This window comes from Komagataeibacter xylinus (assembly GCF_031081985.1).
In the GTDB taxonomy this organism is placed as follows: domain Bacteria; phylum Pseudomonadota; class Alphaproteobacteria; order Acetobacterales; family Acetobacteraceae; genus Komagataeibacter; species Komagataeibacter xylinus_E.
Map to the genome: position 1 here is coordinate 154,500 of NZ_JARWSK010000009.1, position 13,901 is coordinate 168,400.

At 57.9% G+C, this 13,901-nt stretch carries 20 protein-coding genes and 1 pseudogene; 16 read left to right on the forward strand and 5 right to left on the reverse strand.

The features are described from left to right. Nucleotides 1–49: 49 nt before the first annotated feature. The 4 genes from QEG70_RS15690 to QEG70_RS15705 all read left to right on the forward strand — a co-directional run bounded on the left by QEG70_RS15690 (nt 50) and on the right by QEG70_RS15705 (nt 5,863). Nucleotides 50–1,171, forward strand: coding sequence for a lysophospholipid acyltransferase family protein (locus QEG70_RS15690; protein WP_308721466.1), 1,122 nt, complete (start codon nt 50–52; stop codon nt 1,169–1,171). Between the two features lie 172 nt (nt 1,172–1,343). After that, nucleotides 1,344–3,581, forward strand: coding sequence for an EAL domain-containing protein (locus tag QEG70_RS15695; RefSeq protein WP_308721467.1), 2,238 nt, complete (start codon nt 1,344–1,346; stop codon nt 3,579–3,581). A 108-nt stretch (nt 3,582–3,689) separates the two neighbouring features. Continuing rightward, the gene (locus QEG70_RS15700; RefSeq protein WP_308721468.1) at nt 3,690–5,414 is read left to right on the forward strand and encodes a putative bifunctional diguanylate cyclase/phosphodiesterase; all 1,725 of its coding nucleotides are present in this window, start codon (nt 3,690–3,692) and stop codon (nt 5,412–5,414) included. Continuing rightward, nucleotides 5,411–5,863: a hypothetical protein gene (locus QEG70_RS15705; protein ID WP_308721469.1), complete on the forward strand. Its 453-nt coding sequence runs from the start codon at nt 5,411–5,413 to the stop codon at nt 5,861–5,863. The genes QEG70_RS15700 and QEG70_RS15705 overlap by 4 nt, the downstream gene beginning before the upstream one ends. Before the next feature lie 57 nt (nt 5,864–5,920). Here the strand turns inward: QEG70_RS15705 and QEG70_RS15710 are convergent, their stop codons facing one another. The 3 genes from QEG70_RS15710 to QEG70_RS15720 form a co-directional block, all read right to left on the reverse strand. Further along, nucleotides 5,921–6,523: a hypothetical protein gene (locus QEG70_RS15710; RefSeq protein WP_308721470.1), complete on the reverse strand. Its 603-nt coding sequence runs from the start codon at nt 6,521–6,523 to the stop codon at nt 5,921–5,923. Nucleotides 6,524–6,723: 200 nt separating this feature from the next. Further along, a complete protein-coding gene (locus tag QEG70_RS15715; protein ID WP_308721471.1) occupies nt 6,724–6,882 on the reverse strand; it encodes a hypothetical protein in 159 nt (52 codons plus the stop codon). A 208-nt stretch (nt 6,883–7,090) separates the two neighbouring features. Continuing rightward, a complete protein-coding gene (locus QEG70_RS15720) occupies nt 7,091–7,684 on the reverse strand; it encodes a hypothetical protein (protein WP_374762620.1) in 594 nt (197 codons plus the stop codon). A gap of 86 nt (nt 7,685–7,770) precedes the next feature. Here QEG70_RS15720 and QEG70_RS15725 point away from each other — a divergent pair, with 86 nt between their 5' ends. The 4 genes from QEG70_RS15725 (at nt 7,771) to QEG70_RS15740 (ending at nt 9,136) form a co-directional block, all read left to right on the forward strand. Further along, complete coding sequence (locus tag QEG70_RS15725; RefSeq protein ID WP_308721473.1) at nt 7,771–7,953, forward strand: DinB/UmuC family translesion DNA polymerase; 183 nt, start codon at nt 7,771–7,773, stop codon at nt 7,951–7,953. Nucleotides 7,954–7,998: 45 nt separating this feature from the next. Next, nucleotides 7,999–8,307: a DUF4113 domain-containing protein gene (locus QEG70_RS15730; RefSeq protein WP_308721474.1), complete on the forward strand. Its 309-nt coding sequence runs from the start codon at nt 7,999–8,001 to the stop codon at nt 8,305–8,307. A gap of 188 nt (nt 8,308–8,495) precedes the next feature. Next, on the forward strand, nt 8,496–8,702 hold the full coding sequence (locus QEG70_RS15735; RefSeq protein ID WP_308721475.1) for a ribbon-helix-helix domain-containing protein: 207 nt from the start codon (nt 8,496–8,498) through the stop codon (nt 8,700–8,702). A gap of 98 nt (nt 8,703–8,800) precedes the next feature. Continuing rightward, nucleotides 8,801–9,136 (forward strand): hypothetical protein, encoded by a 336-nt coding sequence (locus QEG70_RS15740; RefSeq protein ID WP_308721476.1) that lies wholly within the window; start codon nt 8,801–8,803, stop codon nt 9,134–9,136. A gap of 99 nt (nt 9,137–9,235) precedes the next feature. On the opposite strand, the pseudogene QEG70_RS15745 reads toward QEG70_RS15740, so the two are convergent. Further along, nucleotides 9,236–9,634: pseudogene (locus tag QEG70_RS15745) on the reverse strand (hypothetical protein); the annotation flags it as partial. Nucleotides 9,635–9,644: 10 nt separating this feature from the next. Here QEG70_RS15745 and QEG70_RS15750 point away from each other — a divergent pair. From QEG70_RS15750 to QEG70_RS15785, 8 genes are all read left to right on the forward strand, one after another. Continuing rightward, the gene (locus QEG70_RS15750) at nt 9,645–9,836 is read left to right on the forward strand and encodes a hypothetical protein (protein ID WP_308721477.1); all 192 of its coding nucleotides are present in this window, start codon (nt 9,645–9,647) and stop codon (nt 9,834–9,836) included. Further along, nucleotides 9,833–9,955, forward strand: coding sequence for a hypothetical protein (locus QEG70_RS15755; protein WP_265001319.1), 123 nt, complete (start codon nt 9,833–9,835; stop codon nt 9,953–9,955). The genes QEG70_RS15750 and QEG70_RS15755 overlap by 4 nt, the downstream gene beginning before the upstream one ends. Further along, nucleotides 9,952–10,209 carry a hypothetical protein gene (locus tag QEG70_RS15760; protein WP_308721478.1) on the forward strand — a complete coding sequence of 86 codons (258 nt, stop codon included), beginning with the start codon at nt 9,952–9,954 and terminating at the stop codon, nt 10,207–10,209. Before QEG70_RS15755 ends, QEG70_RS15760 begins: the two co-directional genes overlap by 4 nt. Further along, nucleotides 10,206–10,403 carry a hypothetical protein gene (locus QEG70_RS15765; RefSeq protein ID WP_308721479.1) on the forward strand — a complete coding sequence of 66 codons (198 nt, stop codon included), beginning with the start codon at nt 10,206–10,208 and terminating at the stop codon, nt 10,401–10,403. The genes QEG70_RS15760 and QEG70_RS15765 overlap by 4 nt, the downstream gene beginning before the upstream one ends. Continuing rightward, nucleotides 10,400–10,645, forward strand: a complete 246-nt coding sequence (locus QEG70_RS15770) for a hypothetical protein (RefSeq protein WP_308721480.1) — start codon at nt 10,400–10,402, stop codon at nt 10,643–10,645. The genes QEG70_RS15765 and QEG70_RS15770 overlap by 4 nt, the downstream gene beginning before the upstream one ends. Continuing rightward, a complete protein-coding gene (locus QEG70_RS15775; RefSeq protein WP_308721481.1) occupies nt 10,642–11,085 on the forward strand; it encodes a hypothetical protein in 444 nt (147 codons plus the stop codon). The genes QEG70_RS15770 and QEG70_RS15775 overlap by 4 nt, the downstream gene beginning before the upstream one ends. Beyond that, nucleotides 11,078–11,389 (forward strand): helix-turn-helix domain-containing protein, encoded by a 312-nt coding sequence (locus QEG70_RS15780; RefSeq protein WP_308721482.1) that lies wholly within the window; start codon nt 11,078–11,080, stop codon nt 11,387–11,389. The genes QEG70_RS15775 and QEG70_RS15780 overlap by 8 nt, the downstream gene beginning before the upstream one ends. 62 nt (nt 11,390–11,451) lie before the next feature. Next, the gene (locus QEG70_RS15785) at nt 11,452–12,297 is read left to right on the forward strand and encodes a tyrosine-type recombinase/integrase (protein ID WP_308721483.1); all 846 of its coding nucleotides are present in this window, start codon (nt 11,452–11,454) and stop codon (nt 12,295–12,297) included. A 76-nt stretch (nt 12,298–12,373) separates the two neighbouring features. On the opposite strand, the gene QEG70_RS15790 is transcribed toward QEG70_RS15785, so the two are convergent. Continuing rightward, nucleotides 12,374–13,510 carry a Fic family protein gene (locus QEG70_RS15790; RefSeq protein ID WP_308721484.1) on the reverse strand — a complete coding sequence of 379 codons (1,137 nt, stop codon included), beginning with the start codon at nt 13,508–13,510 and terminating at the stop codon, nt 12,374–12,376. Between the last annotated feature and the right edge of the window lie 391 nt (nt 13,511–13,901).

The window sequence follows — 13,901 nt, forward strand, 5'->3', positions numbered from 1 at the left end:
GTTTGCCCCATATTGTCGCGCGCCATGATGGCGGGCTATGGATAGCCGCATGATCGCCGATTTCATCCGCCGCCTTGCCCGGCGTCGTTCCGCCTCACCTGCCATGTCCCGATCCGCCGTGCGGGCTTCGCGGCAGGTGATCGCGCCCGCCCCGGGCTCGGAGGCGGCGCAGGCCATTGCCACCACCACGGTCATGCCCGCGGGCCGCCTGCGCGACTATGCCCGGACAGCGCGCGGCGTGGGGCGGCTTGCGGCCATTACGGTGTGGGTGCCGCTTTCGGTCGGGTTCGAGGCCGTGCTGCTGCTCGTGCCCGGCACCGCCAAGATCCGCTGGACGCGCATGGTCTGGGGCGGGCTGTGCCTGCTTCTGTCGCTGCGCATCCGGGTGGTGGGGCGCAGGGCCGGTGGCGTGGGCGGGCGCAAGGCCCGACAGAATGGCGAGCGGCCTGTCATTTACGTCTCCAACCATTCCACATGGCTTGACGTGCCGGTGCTTGGCACGGTGCTGCCATCCAACTTCGTGGCCAAGGGCGATATCGAGGGCTGGCCCATCATGGGGCTGGTCTCGCGCATTGGCCGCACCATATTCGTCAGTCGCCAGCGCAGCACCACGGGGCGCGAGCGCGACGAGATGCTGCACCGCCTGATGGTGGAAGGCGACAACCTGATCCTGTTCCCCGAAGGCACGTCATCGGACGGCTCAAGGGTGCTGCCCTTCCTGTCGGCCTTCTTCGCCATTGCCAAGCCGCCGCGCCTGCCCAAAGGCAAGGGGCCGGTCGAGCCCGACAGCGAGGCCGCCGCCATTGCCGCGCGTCCCGGCATGACGCCGCTGATCCAGCCGGTCTCGGTGGTGTATGACGAGCTTGAGGGCCTGCCGGTCAACCATGCCCGCCGCCCGGTCTTTGCGTGGTATGGCGACATGGAACTCGGGCCGCATGTGTGGCAGTTGCTCAAATGGCGCTCCATGCGCGCGACCGTGCTGCTGCACCCCGCACTCGACCCCGACGACTTTCCCAGCCGCAAGGCGCTGGCGCAGGCGGCCTGGCGTGCGGTGGCGGCGGGTGCGGCAGAGTTGCGCCAGAACCAGGCCCAGCCCGAGCAGGACAGCGCCTATGCCTGCCGCCCGCTTGCGGGCATGCTGCCGCAGGATCTTGAACGCCACGGCAGATAAGGCGCGACGCTGGCGGCTTTGTGTCAAGATTGAGGCATGTCATGTTTCCGCATGGGCATAAATCATAGTATGATGCCTGCGCCGAGTGGTCCCGATGCCTGTTTCCGCATGGCCATGATCGAATCTGACCGCTTGATGACGCGCCAGGCGGATGCCTGCCCAGGTCAGGAAAATGATCTTACATGGCGCGGTTGGGCGTGCCGATGTTCTGGAGTTTACGGTGGATCAGCCGAAGATTAGCGCCGATGTCCTGCTTTCTGCTATGGAGCAGGCCATTGATCCCATGGTCGTGATTGATGAGCATAACCTCATCATCTTCTTCAACGCGGCGGCCGAGAAGATATGGGGCTGCTCGCGCGAAGAGGTCATGGGTCGCAATGTGAGCTGCCTCGTGCCCGAACCCGAGCGCGATCGCCATGATGACTACATCAACCGCAATCGCGAGACCGGGGTCGGCCGGATTGTCGGCACCTCGCGCGAGGTCGAATTCCGTCGCGCCAATGGCGAGTATGTCTGTGGCGAGCTGTCCATCTCGCGCGTGCAGGTGAATGATTGCGGCAAGATCTACTACATCGCGGTCATGAAGGACGTGACCGAGCAAAGCCGCCAGCGCAAGATACTGGTGCTGCAAAATGATGTGCTCCAGGCCCTCGCATCCGACATGAGCATACAGGAAGTGGGCGACCTGCTGTGCCGCCGGGCGGACAGTTTCGTGCCCGGCGCGGTTGGCGCGCTGATGCTGATCGACCGCTCGCGCAGGCTTTCGGTCAGTGCCTCGCCCTCCATGCCCAAGCGCTACCGCGCGGCACTCGACAGCATGCAGCTTACCCCCGAGCAGCTTGAAATGCTGCGCGCCAACCCCGCCGGCAGCAACACCGTGGTGTGGGATGGCTACGCCTCGCTGGCCCGCTCGCTGGGGTTGGAGCGGTGCTGTTCGTCCACCATCATCTCGCGCACGGGGCAGGTCATGGGCGTGTTCGCGCTGTACCTGCGTGGCGACGAGGCCGATCTGGCCTGGGCGCAGCGCGTGGTCTCGACCAGCATGCCGTTCTGCGCGCTGGCCATCGAGCAGAGCGAGACGCGCCAACATATCGCCCAGCTTTCCAATTTCGACAGCCTGACCGGGCTGCTCAACCGCACGTCGCTGCACAATATCATCGAGCGCCTGATCATGCGCGGCGGCGACAGCCAGTTCTCGCTGTTCATGGTTGATATCGACCGCTTCCGCGATATCAACGACGCGCTTGGCCATGTGAATGCCGACCGCTTCCTCATAGAGATCGGTCGCCGCATCCGCCATCTGGTCAAGGATGAATACATTGTCAGCCGCTCCGGCGGTGATGAGTTCATCATCGTCGTGCCTGAATGCTCGCATGAACGCGCCGAGAAATTTGCCGAGAACCTGATCAACGCCATCGCCAGGCCGCTGCAGGTGGGCGAGAACACGCTCAGCATCTCGTGCTGCGTTGGCATCAGCACCTTCCCCGCCAACGGGCCGGACAGCGAATCCCTGCTCAGCCATGCCGATGCCGCGACCCGCCAGGCCAAGGAGGACGGGCGTGGCCTGTTCCGCTTTGCCGGCCAGGAAAAGAACCAAGTGGCGCAGGACCGGCTGGTGCTGGGCTCGGCGCTGCGCGATTCGCTCTCCAAGGGCATGCTCAACCTGAACTACCAGCCGCAGGTCGAGACCATGACCGGCGGCCTTTACGGGGTGGAGGCGCTCTCGCGCTGGCATCACCCCACGCTGGGCAACATCTATCCCTCCCGCTTCATTGCCGTGGCGGAGGAGACGGGCCAGATCGAGGCCATTGGCCGCTGGTCGCTTGAGGAAGCGTGCAGCCAGATGGTGAAGTGGGACCGCGACGGCGTGCGGGTGCCGACCGTGGCGGTCAACCTCTCCGCCGTGCATTTCCGCAACCGCGGGCTGCCCGAGCACATTGCCAACCTGCTCAAGCACCATGGCCTGACGCCGGACCGCCTGACGGTGGAAATAACCGAGAGCGTGATGATGGACAGCAGCAGCGAGACCGAGGAGGTGCTGCATGCCATCCGCAGGCTTGATGTCGGGCTGTCGATGGATGATTTCGGCACGGGGTATTCATCGCTCTCGCGGCTGACCCGCCTGCCGCTGACCGAGATCAAGATCGACCGCAGCTTCATCAACGACTTCGAGCATGACACCAACGCCCAGGCCGTGACCATGGCAGTGATCGGCATCGGCTCGCGGCTGGGCATGACGGTGGTGACCGAAGGCGTGGAAACCGAGCAGCAGTGGCGCCTTCTGGAGGAATTGCATTGCGATGTGATGCAGGGCTATCTTTTCTCGAAGCCACTACCGCCAGCGGAACTGGAAAAATGGTTCCGCGAGCGGCAGGAGCGTGGCTCCTTCCTTATTCCAACGACGGCATAGAGCATGTGGTGCCCCGCACTGGCACCGGTGTTTCAGGGGCATGCGGGGGCCGGTTTGAGTTCATGACGCATAACAGTTTGTTTTTCATTACGGATTCCAGGCGGGAACATGGCATTGCAACACGATGATCGGCTGCGGGCCCTGACGCACCAGGATGCGGATTTCTGGGCTGATCTGGTTGATAATGTCCTCATTGTCGCGATTACGGATAGCGAGGGGGTCATCACCTACGTGAATGACCGCTTTTGCGAGATAAGCCAGTACTCGCGCGAGGAACTGGTGGGATCGACGCACCGGATCGTCAATTCCGGCTACCATGATGCCGATTTTTTCCGGGATCTGTACCGCACCATCAAGGCGGGGCAACTGTGGCGGGGCAATATCTGCAACCGCGCCAAGGATGGGTCGCTGTACTGGGTGGCCACCACCATCATTCCCAAGATCGACCGGCAGGGCACGATTACGGGGTATGTGGCCAGCCGGTTCGAGATTACCGAACTCATGAACACGCGCGACCGGCTGTGTGAACTGGCCGAGACCGATACCCTGACCGGCCTGCTCAACCGCGGCGGCTTCAACACGGCGCTGGCCGATGAGATCGCGCGCTGCCGCGAGCCGGGCATGACCGCCCACCCGGCACTTGCCATGTTCGACCTCGATGGCTTCAAGCAGATCAATGACGTGCATGGCCACCATGCGGGTGACATCGTGCTGCGTGCCATTGCCTCGCGGCTGATCGAGCTTACCCACCCCGATGATCCGGTCAGCCGGCTGGGTGGCGATGAGTTTGCCGTCATCCTGCACCGCACGCTCGAGGATGTATCGCTTGAGCGGTACATGGACCGCCTGCAGGCCATCCTTGAACGCCCCATCGATATCGAGACGGTAACGGTGAGCGTTGCGGGCAGTATTGGCGCGGTGCTGCTCGATGGCACCGACACGATGGAAGACGTGCAGAAAAACGCCGACATGGCGATGTACGCTGCCAAGCGCGCGGGCGGCAAGCAGTCGCAGATGTTCACCAGGAACCTGCGCGAGCGCGCACAGGCGCGTGTCTCGATCCTGAGCGAGGCGCGGTGCGGGGTCGAGCGCAACCAGTTCGAGGTCTATTACCAGCCGATCGTGAACTGCAACACGATGGAGGTGGACCAGATCGAGGCGCTGCTGCGCTGGCAGCACCCCGAGCGCGGGCTGCTCGCGGCGGAAGACTTCTCCGACGTGTTTACCGATGCGGGCCTCGCCCAGGCGATGGGGCCGCGCATGATCGAGGCCTTCCGGCGCGATGTGTGCATGTGGAACGAGAAAGGCCAGCCGCCGCGCCAGCTTGCCATCAACCTCTCGCGCATGGACCTGATCCGCGATGACTACCAGCGCGAGCTTGAGGAATCGCTGCGGCGCTTCAACATGTCGCCCGACAGCTTTGTGCTGGAAGTGACGGAAGCCATGCTGCATGGCCGCCGGGCCGAGCAGGGCATCCGCAACCTGCGTGAACTGGCGCGGGCGGGTTTCCGGATCGCGCTTGATAATTTCGGCAAGGGCATCACGGTGCTGAACCACCTGCGCGAACTGCCGTTCTCGCAGGTCAAGATCGACCAGAGCATGGTGACTAACATCGTGGGCAACCCCGATGCCTGCATGGTCCTGTCCAGCCTGATCGACATGGGGCAGGGCTTCAACATGGAAGTCACGGTCGAGGGTGTTGAAAACCGCGAGCAGTTTGAACTCGTCAAGGCGCTCAGGCCCGAGCGCATCCAGGGTTTCTTTGTCTCGTCTGCACTGTCTTCCCAGGATATTCTCAAGCTGCCCGCGCGTTTTGAAGGGGTGACGCTGTGAGCGATGATGCGCCCCGCATGGTGGCCGCGCGCATTGGCGATGACCTGCCGCGCGTGGACGTGATTGAGCTGGCCAATACGCGGCGCATCATGCATGCGGAGCGGCATAATGATGGCTCGCGCATGCCCATGTTCATTCCCGCCGCCTCATGGGCGCGGTTGCTGGAACTGCATTGCACGGGGGAGGGCGACCGGCCCCGCCTCGCGCCCTCGCGTGTCATGGACGGGCTCGAGCGCGCCCTTGGCCGTATCATGACCGAGGTGGTGCGCCATGATGCGGCGCAGGACGCGCCCTTGCGCCCGGTCTATGATGTCACATCCGACCTGTTCGGGGCGGAGGAAGGGCCGGTCGAGATCCGCATGCTTGTTGACCGCACGACCGGTGTTGCCTGCATGCTGGCCGGACCGCCTGCGGATATTGCGGCGCTGCCGCTCGAGATGACTTCCTGATTATAAAAAGCTTCAGGTAATGCCGCCTTTTTGAAAAAAGGCGGCACCCAGAAACTTTTATTTTGCGCTTGCCGGTGCTGGCGTGTCTGGTGTCGGCGGCGTAGCGGGCTGTGGCTCGAGCCTGGGCGAGTGAAAGGCGGAGACGGGGCCGAAGACCCCTTTCTTCACATGCCGCATGGACGCAAGCGGCTGGCGCACGCAGCCACGGGTGACGATGGAGCACACACCATCCGTGCCCATCATTTCATCATCATCGCCGCTGTAATGTACCTGGGTGACCCGGTCGTTTTCAAAGCGGATATCGGCAATGCAGGTCTTGCCTGCGCCACCGAGTGTCGTTTCGGTCAGGTTGACGACCGACTGGAGCGGGATCAGCGTCGAATCATTGGTGGAGGGAATGTTCAGGGTGCGCGAATATTCAAAAATCTGCACTGCATCGCTGATTTTCTTGGTCTTGTCGGGAATGCCCACGCAGGACTGCACATCCGTGCTGTTCATGCCGATCATGGTCATCTGCGCGCGATGGGCAGCGCGCGAATCCGTATAACCACAGCCTGAAAGGCCGCTGAGGCCCACCAGCCCTGCCACAAGCGCTGTAGCCTGCCACAGGCGCAGGCAGGGCCGCAGGGCAGTAAAACGGGTGGTTACGGGTGCATGCATGGTGCCTCTGTCAAATATCTGGACCCGTGCAGGCCCGGTGTGGCGATGAGGGCCGCGCGTGAGTGAATAAAGTGAAAGCCGGCACGCAAGCCTGCGCCTGCAAACTGTAGGGCGCTGCCGGTGAATATTTTTTCAAAAAAGCTTCGGCAAATGTCGCCCTTTTGAAAAAAAGCGACACTTAAAAACTTTCATTATTTCTATCAGTGCGTTGTCCTGAAGCCATCTGGCGTATCGAGACGGTAACGCGGCAGGGTGGGGGAAGTTCTGGCTGCGCGGGCAGGCAACCGGATGCGCCATGCGCAGTAGCGGACCGCATTCGCGTGCTGACAGGGCTTGGGCGTGGAAGCCACAAGAATCATTCTGGCAGGCCCCTGAGGGCTTTTAAATTGATCGGGAAAAAATGGTGCTGCTGGGCAGGATTGAACTGTCGACCTCTCCCTTACCAAAACACATCCTCCCCGCAAAATCAGAGGCATTCCGTCAAGAATGCCGCCAATAAATTAAACGTGGCATCGATTCGTGCATGCGATTCTGGTCCAGTGGACCAGAGGGGTATTTCTCGATTCGTTATCGTCGATGTCGAGTCGGGTTGCCTACGAATGGGGCGACCGGGATAGGTCCAATGCACTCTTTGGCGGACCAGGTATCAATCATCGCCTGCACCCTTCCCCACAATTCCTCGCGGTCGGCAATCATCCTGGCAGCCTCGGCGTGCCGGGCATCATCGTTCTGTGCGAACATGGATGCCTCATAGCCAAGCTGCCGCCCCATTTCCACGTCAGGCATGGACGACAGCGCCGCATAGGCCACCGGCAGGCTGATAGCCTGCCCGCGCGTCCGGCTGGCATCGGCCTGCACCCCGAATGTGGGCACCGTAGTGGCTGCACCCACGCTGAACTGGCCGCCCTGCGTGAACTGGCCGGAGAGCTGAAGCGTCACGTCGCCTGCAATCGTGCCGATCACCGGGTCGGGCGTATGCTGGCTGCACTGGGCAGTGCGCACGGCGCGCGTGAACCGGGCGTCCTGTTCCGCCGTCCAGTCACCCGCATGCGAGACCGACACCACCCCGGCCTGCGCCAGACTGGACTGGATGCCCGCCATGGCCTGCGGGATGGTGGTGGAGATCCTCGCGGGATGGTTTGCGCAGGCAGACAGCACCATGCAGCAAAACATTACGAGAACAAACTTGACACTGTTTAGTTTGTTCATGTTATGTTCATTTCATATCTGAGAGGGATGGGCGAATTATGTCAGGGGACAAGGACACGGACTTTGCGTCTGACAGCGCCGAGGGGCCGATAGACTTGGGCATGGCCATTTCCCATTATGCCACCACGGCAGCGGAAAAGCTGCGGGCCGAGGGAATGACCGCATCGTTCCTGACCGTGTTTATCCACACCAACCCGTATCAGAAGGATACAGGCTGGTAAGCCAATCAGTAGTTATGCGGCATTGAGCCGACCTACGGCACGCTGGTGCTGATCACCGAGGTGCTCCGGCTCCTATGCAAGATCTGGAAGCAGGGGTGTCGGTATTTCAAGGTGGATGTGATGCTAGATGGTCTGTGCCCGGCCGGGCTACAAGGCGGTCTGTGCCAGATGCGTGACCTGATGAAGTCGTCCCGGCTCATGGATGCGCCCGATGCGGTGAATGGGCGCTATGGCCGAGGCACGATTAGGTCTCTTTCCACCGGTCTCGACCGGACATGGCGTGCCCAGCAGAACATGCTTTTCCTAGTCTATGCGACGTACCTCTGGGACATCACGGAGGCGAAAATATGGTGATGGGAGAAATATTTGGAAAGTTATATGCTTATTTGAAGCACAGTGGGGCAGAGGGGCTTTTTTATATTCAAAGGGTAGTCACCCAAGAGCGTGTGCATAAAACTTACAAAATGGTACCATTTTTGCTTGACATTCCCATAGGATTGGTCTAGGTTCCAGAATGTAACAAAGAAAGGAGGTAACACAGCATGGCTCAGACCACTTTCGCGGTCGATGCCAATACGATGAAGGCACTTGAAAGTTTGAAAAAATCTTTTGGTGTAAAAACAAACGCTCAAGTCATTCGAAAAGCACTGGCATTGGCACTAGTCGCGAACCAGAATGCAGACAGCAGTAACACTCTAACCGTTCTTTCTCCTGATGGAGAAAAAAAACAGATACTTATGTCAGCGTAAAATACTGTTCATAATTGATGTTTATACGATAATCATTTTGAAAACATTCGATTTACAAGGAACTTATCTAATGCCAATAACAAAAAGGAGATTTAAGCATGGAAGAAATCAAACTAGGCAATATCGCTGCTAATCTAACAGTAGAGGAGGTAGGGAGTAAAGGTCCTATCTCGCTCGACGATGAGGCTGCGCGAGACCAGATCGACGTCGAAGAAACTCGAGAAAATACCCGTGGGGACATTGCGCGTTATCTCGTGCTAGGTCTTCTGACTATTATTTTTCTGGGTGGGTTGCTTCTTGCATTCCACAAGAAAAGACTACCTGATGAGGATGTTATTAAGTTCATCTCAACGGTAATGGCTTCGATCGTTCCGATCGTTGCGACTGTAGTAGGTTTCTATTTTGGGACCGCCTCTGGTCACAAGAAAGAGTAACATTAGACATGCCCTGTTCTTAATCTCTGTCTCATACTTAATGAAACAGGGAGAGGGAGCAGGGTGTTTTGTATATAATAATTGGGCCGAACTGGTGCTTTAGGCCATGCCTTGCAGATACGCATCATTGGCCGCGACCAGCGCCTCCCAGTCCGGCTGGCTCGGGGCCAGAGCCGAGGCGGGCAGCAGCTGGCGCCAGGCGAGCGCGTGCGCTTCCATGATGCGCGAGCGCACCCAGCGCCAGGTCGCGCGTTGCGTGGTGCCCCAGGTGAGCAGGGTCACGATGTCCGTGTCATCGGTGCCGGTATAATCCCAGCCCAGCAGGCAATGGCCGTTCGCGGGGTTGGGGGTCGGGTCACCATGTCCGGCCGGGGTGCCGGTATCCCACACCGGAGCCAGCGCGCCGTTCTCATCCTCCCACAGATCGGCATCGGCAAGTTGCACGCCGAGATAGGCTGCCGACAGGCCTGCCATGACATTGCGCACGCCATTCAGGTCACACCGCTTCATGATCGATGCTGAGCAGGCCAGGGCCGAGGGCATCCCGCAGGCCTGCCGCCATGCCACAAGGCAGGCCGATGCCCGCTGGCAGGACATGGAAAACATGCTGCTGGGGGGCGCCCCCATCGACCGCACCGGCGGCGAGATCGAGGCCAGCCTGTTCGCCCAGCGCCGCAAGGCGGGGAAGGTGCGGTCATGAGGCTACCCCGGCCAATCCGCCAGCAGCTTCCCACCACCCAGCAGGTGCTGGGCTGCGTGGTGTTCTACGCCCTCATGTGGGGCGCCAGCCTGCTGCTCGTGCTGGAGTGCCTGCCATGAAGCCGAAAGAGCGCGACATGCAGGAAAAGGTTCTGGGCGCTCACCGCGAGGCGATCCGCATCACCCGCGAGCCGTCCGTAACCGCCCGCACCGTATGGCGCTGCATGCCCGGCCTCAAACGCCGGTCGCACGTCACGCGCATCCTGAACAGCCTGGTCGACAAGGGCCTGCTCGCCACCAGCGGCCATCAGGACCAGCGCGGCGAGTTCGTGGTCACCTACAGCATGCCCGGCAGGATAGGGGGTGCAGCGTGAGCTACGAGCAAACAGATTGCCTGAAATATATCGGGGTGATCCTTGCCTTGGCCGGCTGCGCTGTCGGGTCGCTGGTGTTCGGTTACGTCCATGACGACAATTTCAGCAACCCTGACTATGCCGCGTGCAGACGCAGGGGCTACGCCATGCCGGAGTGTATGCGTCGTTTGGCCATTACGGGAGAGGTGAGATGAGTAGCGCCAACCCGATGAAATTCAGGCGCATCACAGCCGCAACCATCAAAGCAGGATGGAAAAAGAAAGCACGCGCCCTCACTCAGCCGCAACGTCAGCAGGCTCTCGATATGATCCGCTCTGGAGCAACGATCGGATCGGTGAGGGAAGCGCTTGGCATGGATCAGGACACTGTTCTGGGTATCATCGAACTGTGCACCGTCAAGACCGTGCTCACATCGCTCAAGGAGGTCGCCTCATGACCACCATTCCCAGCGCGGTCGTGGAAGCGGCTGCCCGTGCACTGTGTGAGTCATACAATGACCCGCATGGCCCCGATGCAATGGTCGTGACGATCAAAGGCAATACGTTAGTGCCCAACTGGCAGACCTACCGCCGGGCTGCTGCCAATGTCCTGATCGCGGCGGCCTACGCATCCAAGGGCTTGAAACCTCATGCCCTCGATGACCAGGCGCATCCCTGCCTGCGGGGCCTCCAGTTCGGCCGGGAGATCTACGATGTCGAGATCTATGGCAACGGTCAGGGTGAATACCTCGGCATCGTGCTCGAGGAGAGCGGCCCTAGCAGGATTGTTTTCCGTGGGCCTCTGGTCAGGGAAGGCGATGTCAGGCTGATCCGGGCGCGTGGTGTGCAGGCATGGGTAAGCAAAGAGACCGAAGTAAAGGATGATCCCAATGGGTGAGTTACCAGAAAAGCGCCTGCGTATTGCGGATGTGGCGACAGCCTGGGGCTGCTCCCACCAGCATGTTCGTAACCTGATCAAGCGGGGAGAATTACCGGCCATCCGAATCGGATCGCTGTTCCGTATTCGCCCAGATGATGTTGTCGCCTACGAAAACCGAGAGAAATGTCAGACCGACCAGCCCCGACCTACAGCCTCGCAGTCCGAAACGGTTATTTCTACGCCCAGTGGTGGGATCCCCAGCGGGGCAAGAGACGTGTTTCGCTTGGGACAAAAGATCGGTCAGCAGCAACACGCGCGCTAGGGCGGCTCATGGCAGGGGTGGCATCCCCTGCACCCCCATCTGAACCCTCGGTGGATATGATCTTGGAGGGTTACCTGAATGACCGGCGGGAGCGGGTCGCGAGCTTTCAGACCCTTGCACACGCAGCGGCAGCTTTATGTGAGCATCTAGGCTTCCTGAAACCCGATGATCTCACAACGCAGGTCTGCCGTGGCTATGCAGACAAACGCCGTGAGCAGGGATGGCGCGGGCTGCCTGCCGGGCAGTGGCGCCCCATCAGTGACGGCACCATCATTCGCGAACTGGTCACATTACGGGCAGCCTTGAGTTGGGCCGTCAAAGAGAAATGGATTGCACGGGAGCCGTCGATCGAGGTGCCATCAGCACCCCCGCCGCGCGAGCGCTGGCTTACCCATCAGGAAGCCAACAGGCTTCTAGGGGTGACCACCACGCCCCACGTCCAGCTTTTTATCCTCATGGCCCTGTACACCGGCGCACGCACAGGAGCCATTCTTGAGCTGACCTGGGATCAGGTTGACCTGCAGACAGGCGTTATCAGCTTCGGTCGTGGCACTGGCAACAAAGGCCGCTCGATTGTGCCAATGGTGCCCCAACTGCGCCAGGCGCTTACAGTCGCGGCCGAGGGGCGCACGACCGACTGGGTGATCGAGTACCGTGGGAATCGTGTCAGCAAGATCAAGACAGCGTTCAACAAGCGCGTCCAGAAAGCAGGCCTCGAGGATGTCACCCCCCATACCCTGCGGCATACCTGCGCGACATGGATGGTGATGGCCGGCGTGCCGTTTGAGATGGTCGCCAAGTTTTTGGGGAACAGCGTGGAGATGATCGAGCGCGTCTATGGGCACCATAGCCCTAACTGGCTGAAAAAGGCCGCAGATGCTTTGTCTCTCTTTTCTGATAAACATTAAATATTAAATGAAAAATTATATATTAAGTGGTGTAATTTATTATTTCAATTGCACCACTTAATTATAAAATATTTACTTACTGAAACAAGCTTACGTATGGCTTGTAAAAAAATAATCTGTATCTTTGCTGCCCAGTTTGCTCATGTAAAATACCATATTCAACAAACTTGTTAACTAAATTATTTGCAGTTGGATAAGATATATTCAAATTTTCAGCTACGATTTTTATATCGACATAAGGACTATAAAAAAGTCTTTCAAGTAATATTAATGCATTTCCGGCCGTTTTGCCAAAGTTTTTTTGTATTATATCTCTATTTTCTTCTCGAAGATCTACAATTTTCCGAGCCGTTTCAGTTGCTTCTGCGCTAACCTCGGCGACACCACGAAGAAAAAATTTGATCCACTCCTCCCATTTGCCCTCATCACGGACGTCTTGAAGGAGTTGGTAATACTTAGATTGATGTCGTTTGAAGTAATGAGATAAATATAAAACTGGCTTACAAAGAATTTCCTTTTCATACATCAAGAATGTTATAAGAAGCCTTCCAACTCTACCATTTCCGTCTAGAAATGGATGTATAGTTTCAAATTGAGAATGTATTAAAGCAATTTTTATCAAAAATGGAATATCGTCATCACCATGTATGAATTTTTCTAGATTTCCTAAATGTTCCATAAGTTCATGTGGAGGAGGTGGAATAAAGGTTGCATCACGTAATGAACAACCTCCTGACCCAATCCAATTTTGGCTAGTTCGTAACTCTCCTGGATTTTTTTCCTGTCCTCTTACATTTGATAGAAGTTTTTCATGAATTTCTTTTATCAGACGTATAGATATAGGAAGTTCTTTGAGTCTTGATATGCCATATCTTAGTGAGCCTACATAATTTATAACCTCTATTGCATCATTGGGCCGATGAGATGAATGTATGTTTGCTTCAGCTTCTAGAACATCTGACAAAGAAGATTGTGTGCCCTCTATCTGACTGGACAGCACAGCTTCTTTTCTAACGTACATCAAAACAAATAAGTCATGATTAGGCAGAGTTTGGATAGATCCGTCCAATCGCCCTAGCGCCCTATCTGCTCTTGATAGGAGAGTTTGCATTTCCATATCAATTTCAATCTCAGGGGGAAGCGGTGCAGGTATAAAGGCATTATATCCCGTAGATTGCTTTTGGTAGGTTCCTGCACGGTTCACGGTCTGCATGTTGCGCCCCTAAGATCAAACAGTCTTACATTATAGCCTATTCTCACAGTTTAATGTAAACATAAATTCATTAGGCAATCATAAAATTTTCTAATGAAAACTTCCAACACTTAAGGTGTGAGTGCGCCTGCTAATGCAAAGTTTGTGTATCCCAGACAGAGGCCGGTCCGGCTAATGCAAAGTTTGTGTCTTCAGACAGGGGCCGGTCCGGCTAATGCAAAGTTTGTGTCTTAAGACAGGGGCTGGTCCGGCTAACGCAAACTTTGTGTATCCCAGACAGGGGTCGGTCTGGCTAATGCAAAGTTTGTGTCTTCAGACAGGGGCTGGTCCGGCTAACGCAAACTTTGTGTATCCCAGACAGGGGTCGGTCTGGCTAATGCAAAGTTTGTGT